The 8,516-nt window shown below is 39.2% G+C and carries 1 protein-coding gene; it reads left to right on the forward strand.

The window, feature by feature from the left end; translation table 11 throughout:
* The first annotated feature begins 101 nt into the window (after nucleotides 1-101).
* On the forward strand, nucleotides 102-7,508 hold the full coding sequence (locus CH377_RS13535; RefSeq protein ID WP_243401988.1) for a SpvB/TcaC N-terminal domain-containing protein: 7,407 nt from the start codon (nucleotides 102-104) through the stop codon (nucleotides 7,506-7,508).
* Nucleotides 7,509-8,516 lie beyond the last annotated feature (1,008 nt).

Genomic DNA, 8,516 nt, shown 5'->3' on the forward strand with positions numbered 1-8,516 from the left:
TCAGAATTTTCGGAAAATATAATATGAAATATTGGAAAAGGATGGTCGTTTATTCGGTCATTCTTCCCCTCTTTCTAACTTCCTGCTCTGGTGGATCGGACATGATGAATCGTTTATTCCGATTCGCAGGAGTTTTACCATCTGGAACTTCTTTCTTGTCTCCAGGTTCAGCACCTGCACCGGAAGGAAGTGATCTATTTTCTATTTCTACAAACTATAGCGAAGCGATCGATGACCCGGAAACAAAAGCGGATGCCTTGGCTGGAGCAATGTTTATCGCACCACCAGAACCGAATAATTTTGGAGCGGTTTCTTTAAATTATCCTATCCAAGTTCCTGCGGGTAGAGCCGGTGTTCAACCTAACCTAGCGTTATCCTACTCTTCTACAGGAGGAGATGGATGGACAGGTATTGGTTGGAGTATAGGTCTTGGAGCAATCACAAGAACTCCCGAATATGGGGCTTTGTTCTATGACTCCAGGGATACATTTACTTGGAACGGAAAAAGACTCATCAAAGTTTCCGGTTCCACTTCCAATGAGAACGGTATGTACAGACCGGAGATCACGGAAGAAGATTTTGCATTGTTAAAATTAACGAATATAGAAAACGGAGGAACCTGGGAGGTTTTGGATTCTGGCGGAACCAAAACGATCTATGGAGATTCTTCTTCCAATCGGATCTATGATCCAAACCAGATCACAAGAACATATAGTTGGTATCTTTCTAAAACGGAAGACCGGAATGGAAATTATATGCAGGTCACTTACGATACTTCTAACTATTCCGAAAAACGGAACTTATACATTCAAGAGATCAAATATACTGGAAATAGTAGAAGTGGATTTCCTGCGAAACAATATGTGAAATTTATCACAAAATCCAGGGGGGACTCGTATGTAAGTATGGCTCCAGGGTTCACCATGGTTATGGACAAACTTCTAGATAAAATGGAAGTGGGTTGGACAGGTGGGAAACTTTGGACTTATAATCTTATATATGATACTTCTTTCGACTCAGGAAGACCCATACTCAAAACCGTAGATTCGGATCATCATACTACAAAACCTGAATTCAAATATAGCAACTCTTCAGGCCTATTAACTTGGCAGAATGTTGTAAACCAAACTTCCAGTGAAACGGAACTGTTGCCTGCATCCACTGAATATTTTGAGGGAGATTTTAACGGAGATGCGATTTCGGATATCGTAGTCTTCAATCCCCAAACAGGGAATTGGAAAGCAGCAGAAGGAAGAAAAGAAGGCGGATATAGTTTCAAAACTTACGCAAACCGTTATAAAAACTACGACGGTCCTTCTAAGATTCGATTCTTCAAAGGCAACGTTAGTGGAGATTTTAACGGTGATGGAAGAGCCGATATCGCATTATATCTGCCTGAAACTAGAGACTTTATAGTCGCAGAACACGACGGACAAGTATTCCAATTCCGTAATTATGGAAGATTGTTGAGTGGGATCCCGGATATTTTCCGGATGGAATGGTTCCCCGGAGACTATGATGGGAATGGTCTTTCTGATTCTCTACTTTTCGACGAACCTACCGGTCTTTGGACCTTGATGTTGAACAAGGGTGGTAGTTTTGAATTTTTGAAAATAGGAAAAAAATTCCAAAATGTATTTAGAGGAGATTATTCTCCGAATGCGAATTTGGATAGTGTTGGCACAAATGATAGCAGCATTGATGGAAAAGATAGAGCAAAGGTTAAGTTCTTAAGCGGGGATTATAACGCGGATGGGCTAACTGATATTTCTCTTTATGACCAACGTACTGGAAAATGGTTTGTTGGAGAAAATCTTAGAAATCCTGATAAAACAGATCCAATCTATTTTAAAACTAACTGGGTATTATACAAAGTTTTTATAGCACCTGAGCAGACTCTATTCTCCAATGATCAATTCTCCGGAGACTTTAATGGAGATGGAACTTCGGACTTTTTATTATTCGATCGTTCTTCTGGAGAATGGACTCTTGGAGAGACAATTAACAAGACCATTAATTTTAAGACCTGGTCCAAGTCTCCTCAATTCAAAACAATCACTCGTTGGCTCCAGGGGGATTTTAATGGGGATGGAGCTACCGATATAGGATTTTTCTCGGAAACCGATGGGAAGTTTTGGATTGGGGAAGCAACGTCTAACGGATTCCGATACAAGATTTATAGCGATATGAGTTACGGTCCAAACCAGGAAAGAGTGATGAAAACTCCTCTTCCTTTGGACGAAGTAAATCCGGTCAAAGGATTTGGAGTATTTGCAACTTCTTCCGATACTAAAACAGTTCTTTTAGATTACCAATACGATGGGAACTCCAACCCGGGAAAAGGGGAAATCGCATATCCTGGATGTTTTACTACAAACGATTGCAGTGCTTCTCCTGAATTACTTCTATTCGATAGAAAAACAGGAGTCTTCGATTTTAAGAAGGGTTCTACTTTTACTGAAGCAGTTCTTACCGGCTTTAATCCGGAGACTAGTGGGATCGTAACTATAAATAATGGAAAAGCAGATCGTTATACTGTAAACACTCGAGATGAAGTTCTGTTCTTCGGAGATTTTGGAACTACTAGTAAATTCTTTGTAGTAACTTTAGATAGTGGTACTGCATTCAAAAGAACAGATCTTGTAAGTATTGCTGATTCTCAGGTTGTATCTTTTGATATTAATTCGAGTGCTTACGCAATCGATAATTTCGATTCTACTAATTCCAAATCCGCATTGGTTTTAAATGACCAGACAACTAATAGTGCTCAAAGATTTTTACTCACAGGACCAAGTGGAACGAAATATTTAACCGTTACTGGGGATGTTCTGGATTCTTATCTGCAGAATCTATTTCAAGTTGGAAGCGAAACGAATCGAAACAGAAGAACAAGTTTCAGTGTTTTCTCCGGTGATTTTGCGGGAGTCGGAAAAGCACAGATCCTTCTCGTGGATAGAACTGGAACAACACATAAATGGTATTTAGGAACCATCGGGACTTCTGCTATCAACTTCAAACTTCTGACCGGTTCCGTGAATATTCCTGTTTCCACCACTGTTTATGATAAAACAAGTCAAGCTGGGCTCCAATACGCACTCTATCCGGAAGTAACCGGAAATTCTATCGTTTACGAAGATCCTACGGATACTTCTTCTATTGTATTTTCTAAAATTAGAATTACTGCAACTACTGTTGCAAGGACTGCATATAGCCCTGGTCTCGTAGGATTTTCCAATCAATTCGATCATAGAGGAAATCCGATCATAGTCTCTGATGGAGAAAATAAAGTTTATGATCTTTCTCAAAGTAAGATCGTTTCTGCTACTTCTCCTGTATTTGTTTTGTCAATGGATCGTCCAGATCTGATGACCAAAGTTTATCCATTCCAATGGATCCAAGGAGATTATAACGGAGATGGGCTAGCTGACATAGGGATCATTCATCTTAAAGAACCGACTTGGTATTTTGCAATGTCCACTGGTACGGTACCAGATGTAATAGAGCAGATCAAGAACGGGATAGGTGGAACTTATACTTTAGAATATGATAATTCTACTAAGTTCGATAATAACGGCGGAGATAATATCCCGGATCTTTATATTAATTATAGAGTTTGTACTAAGATCAATTTAGAAGATGGACTTGGGAATAAGATCCTCAAGAATTACAACTATAAAAACGGTGTTTCTTTCTCTGCATTCATCAATGGTAAAAAGGAAACAGACGCATTCGGTTTTACAGAATTCACTATGATCGATGCAACCGGTTCCCGTACTGTTCACTCTTATTTCAGCCAACCTTATTCAAACTTTATGCATAACCGTGCACTTGCAGGTGCCGAAAAAGAAATGCATATCATAGGTTCTGATAATAAGGATTACGGTTCTTCTAAAAAAACGTATGAGATCCAACAGATAGAAACAGTTGCTGGAAAGATCAGCTATCTTGCTCGATTGAGTAAAACCCAGAATTATATCAATGGAACCGCCACTACTACATCCGAAGGTTCTGTTGTATTTAACGGATATAATTTAACTAAGAAAACGGATACAAACACGGATCATTACGCAGATTCTGCACATCCTTCTCAAAGTTTCACAACAGTCACAGATTTCGAAACGGATTCTAGCAGTAACCAAACAAGACCTAAAAAAACGGTTTCTCTCTCTGGGTCTTCTCATGAAACCACAAGTATTCTTACTTACGATTCCCAGGGAAATTTAACTCGTAACTCAGTAACCTATACTGGAAGCGGACTCCCTTCTGTTTCTGCGAACATTACAGAATACCAATACGATACCTACGGAAATCAAACGGAAGAGAAGAATGTAAGTGCAAGTCCGAATCGCGGAACCTCCTACGTTTACGATGACCAACTCCATCAGTTCGTCAAAGAACAAACAAGCTTCGGTGGATCTTTCCAGCTTAAAACAAAATACACCACGAATTATGGAAAAGCATTCGGCTCTCCTGATAATTCCACGGATCCGAATGGAAACAAAAATTATTTCGAATATGATGATTTTGGAAGACTCGTCGAATCCAGTGCGGATACGGATTCCGGGTCCAAGGTTCTTGCAGTTTATGAATACGGATCTAGTTTTCCTTATAGCGCTAAAACAACTTTCCCTACCGGTGGAGCGGACCCTAGTTTTGCACTTCGTTCTTATAAAGACGGAATGGGAAGAGTTGTTCATACCGTTAAAACAGGATCTAATGGACAATTTGTTCGCTCCGGAAAGATCACTTATAATGGAAACGGACAGGTTATCCGTTCAGGACAACCGGATTGGGCAGATGCAGATGAGATAGATAGTTTTGTTCTACACACACAAGAAAGAAACCCAAGCTACATCGATTACGATGCTATCGGAAGAGCTAAGAAAACAATTCTTCCAGTTGCAGCTGGAGAAACAGAAGCAACTACATTAACCGTTACCTATAATGATCCTTTTGAAACAGTTGAAACTCATAGCAGTGGAACTAGCAAACGAACCGTAAAAGATGGAAGAGGCCAAGTCCTTTACATCGAAGACTTCGGCTCAGATGGAGTTCAGGCAAAGATAGGTTTCTGTTTTGATATCGCAGGTAAGATGATCAAAAAATCTGACCTGAATGACGGAGGAGCTTTGTCCTGTGATACAAGCGGGATTACTGTAAAAGATACTTCCGGTAAAAACCAAGCCTATTGGTTATACGACGCATTCGGAAGATTAAAGAAAAATAGCGACCCTGATTTTGGAGTTAGCACTGCTTCCTATAATGCATTTGGAGATACTACCCAAAGTATTGATGCTCGCGGCATTACCACTAACTTTACTTATGATTCTCTCGGAAGAATGCTCACCAAAGATACTCCGGAAGGAACTGTTTATTTCGATTATGATAGCGGATCCGGATCCGAGAATGCACTCGGAAAGCTAGTAAGAGTAGAAGATTCCGTTCAGATTAAAACATTCAGCTATGACAAATTAGATCGTGCTAAAAAAGAAACCAGAGAAATCAAAAACCTAACCATTGAACTGGCAAATGGCCCTTATATTACAGAATATAAATACGATCTTTTAGGTCGTGTCATCTCAATAGATTATCCGGAACATCCGGTTAATCATACCAGAATGAAGGCATGTTATAACTATGGAACTGCAGGTTATATCACTGGAATTTCAGTCCAAGTTAATACAAACGGTATCATTCCAGGCTTCTGCAGTAAAACAATCGTAGAAAATATCACATATAACGAATTCGGACAAACTGCAGGATTTGCTCTTGGGAATGGTGTCCAAACCAATTATACTTACGACGTAAAACAAAGACTAGTTCGAATCAACTCAGTCGGAGATGTGGATGGAACCACTAAAACCCTCCAAGATGCAGTGTATGCATTCAATAGCAGAAACAATATTACAGGGATTACAAACACTTCTTCCGAATATACAACTGCTTATAATTATTCCTATGACGGACTCAATCGTCTAACAGCAGCAGACGGACAATACCAAGAATCTGCTGATAATTATACCAAAACTTTCCGCCAAAGTTTTTCCTACTCGAAGAACGGAAACCTAACCGCAAAACGAAATCATAACTTCAACGATAATACTCTCATCGACGAATGGAATTACCAATATTCCAATCACCAAGTCACTCATATAGATTCCACCCAAAGTGGTAACAATCGACTGGTCATGAGCTACGATTCCTCCGGGAACATGACCTACCAGAGAGACAATTTCAAAGATCTGACCAAAACCATCACTGTAGATTCTCAGAACAGAATTACTCAGGTCCAAGATGCACTCAGCACAACAATTGGTAATTATTCATATGATGAGGGTGGATTCAGAGTCCGTAAGAGAGCTTTAGTTCCAAGTGGCGCCTCTTTAAAAATCCAAGAGATCCTCTATCCTAGCAAATTTTATGGATTAGAATATTCTGAAGAAACGAATGTTTTAAGTTCTATTAACAACGTTTATCTAAACGGAGTCCGAATTGCTGCTCTCAACGAAAACGGAGTCACTGCATATTTCTTAACCGATCAAGTAGATTCGGTAGCTCATGTTCTGGATGAAGGAGCTCATACTCTTAGCAGAATGCAATATGAGCCTTATGGAGAGACTCTTGTTCAAAGAGGAACTCTGGATTTTGCTCCTAAGTACAATTCACAAGAGTTAGATAGAGAGACTAATTTCTATTTTTATAATGCTAGGTATTATGATCCGCAGATCGCAAGGTTTACAAGTGCGGATAGTGTGATTGATGGCTCGGAGGATACGCAGGGATGGAATAAATATACATATACAAAGAATAATCCAATTAAATATAAAGATCCTACAGGCCATTGGGTTGATGACTTATTTGCATTCGGGCTTGGGGCCACCGCTGGTGTAGCTGCGAGGTATGCAGCAGATAACGCTACAGGAGTTCCGAGTGACGGCTTGGATTATTTTATTGCAGGTGTCGCTGGAGGAGTTCAGGGAGAAGTCTTATATCGTACAGGAAATCCTATTTGGGCTGGAGCTGCAGGAGGTTTCGTTTCAAGTGTAGCAACCGAAGCTAAGAATTATGATCCAAACACAAAAGGTAAAGTCGGCATTGCAGGTCAAATTATATTCGATACCACATTAGGCGCTGCAACAGGCTTGATACCTACGCCGGGCATCCAAGGACTGACTAAAGGTGCCGGAAGTTTTAAGCAGGTCACAAATCAAATGTTAACAAAATATAAAAACGGAACTGCAAACTTTTTTAATACGAAATTGAAAACTTTCGGAAAAATGTTAACATATAGTTCAATTCGAGATATATTTGGTTCTACAGTCCAAGCTTCTGGTTCTACAGAGCTCAATACGGCTCTAAGAGACAAAGGAAAGCCGAAGATTGTTTTACCTCCTTTAAATCTAAAAAAAATGAATACTCCAAATCTCCGGACAGGAAATCGCCCAAAAGTAGAAATTTTACCAATGTATAATGTTTCCCCCATCCCTACGAGCATTCCAAAGTTATAATATTCAACTTTCCTGAAAAATGAGTAAAAAAAAATATCGATCACATTTCTGGGTTCAAGTCTTCATGCTTTTAATTCCAGTCCCCGGATTCATTTTTATTTTAAAAATGCATTCCGAATCATCCTCAAAAAATTATAGCGAAAGGCCATTAATATTATTTTGGATATTCATAATAATTTTTACACTTTGGGCTTACCATGAATCGCGCATCACGCTTACCATATATAATAATTTAATAATATATAAAAAGGGATTATTTCCGAGGAAGATCATTTTAAAAAAAGACATCACTAAAATATACAAAAAAAGCGTTAAAATAACTAAAGGGTCAGTAACTATGATAACAATCCTTTTGACGAATAGAAAAAAAATTACAATCCCCCTTAATATGTTCAGAAACGATATGTTTGAAATTCTAAGAAATTTTCTTTCAAGTTGATAATTAAAATGTACGCACGCGCAAGCATTTTTACTTATATTTTTGTAAACGCCCAATGAATTACATTATCCTCGAATCGTAGTAAATATTAACATGAGAGGGGTCTTGGTTCCTTTTCCCAAGATTCAAAAAGATTCCTCAGAACGCATATGAATTGTCTTAACATTTTGACTCAAAGGAGCAGAAAGCGGCGTTCGCAGTTGTATTTTCCGGACAACCGGAGACGAGCCAGTTTCTTCCACCGACTACAAAAGGCTGAATGTCATTTTAATCAAAAGCGATAACATTATGAAAAGTCAATATTTCAATCAAAAAACTCTGTTTTCTTTCTACAGGAACTCTTACATGCATAAAGCTTGTCGTTGTTAGGCGGTTTTGTGCATGTTCGCCATGCAGACGGAGGCTAAAGACTTCTGAGCTTCAATTGGAATTCTCTAGATAAAATCACTCTCCACTTCTCTGCGTCTCACGCCCTCTATGAGAGTAAAAAGAACTCTAAATCACTCCGGCTCCGGGTTTCGGAGCAGTTGATTCCCGAGAGGGGGTGGGCCAAGACCTTGGCTTGGCAC

The sequence above is a fragment of the Leptospira haakeii genome (assembly GCF_002812045.1).
Taxonomy (GTDB): Bacteria; Spirochaetota; Leptospiria; order Leptospirales; family Leptospiraceae; genus Leptospira_B; species Leptospira_B haakeii.

Excerpts from the sequence above, each read along its gene's own strand:
- CH377_RS13535 (WP_243401988.1), top strand. The coding sequence starts at position 102 with ATGATGAATCGTTTATTCCGATTCGCAGGAGTTTTACCATCTGGAACT.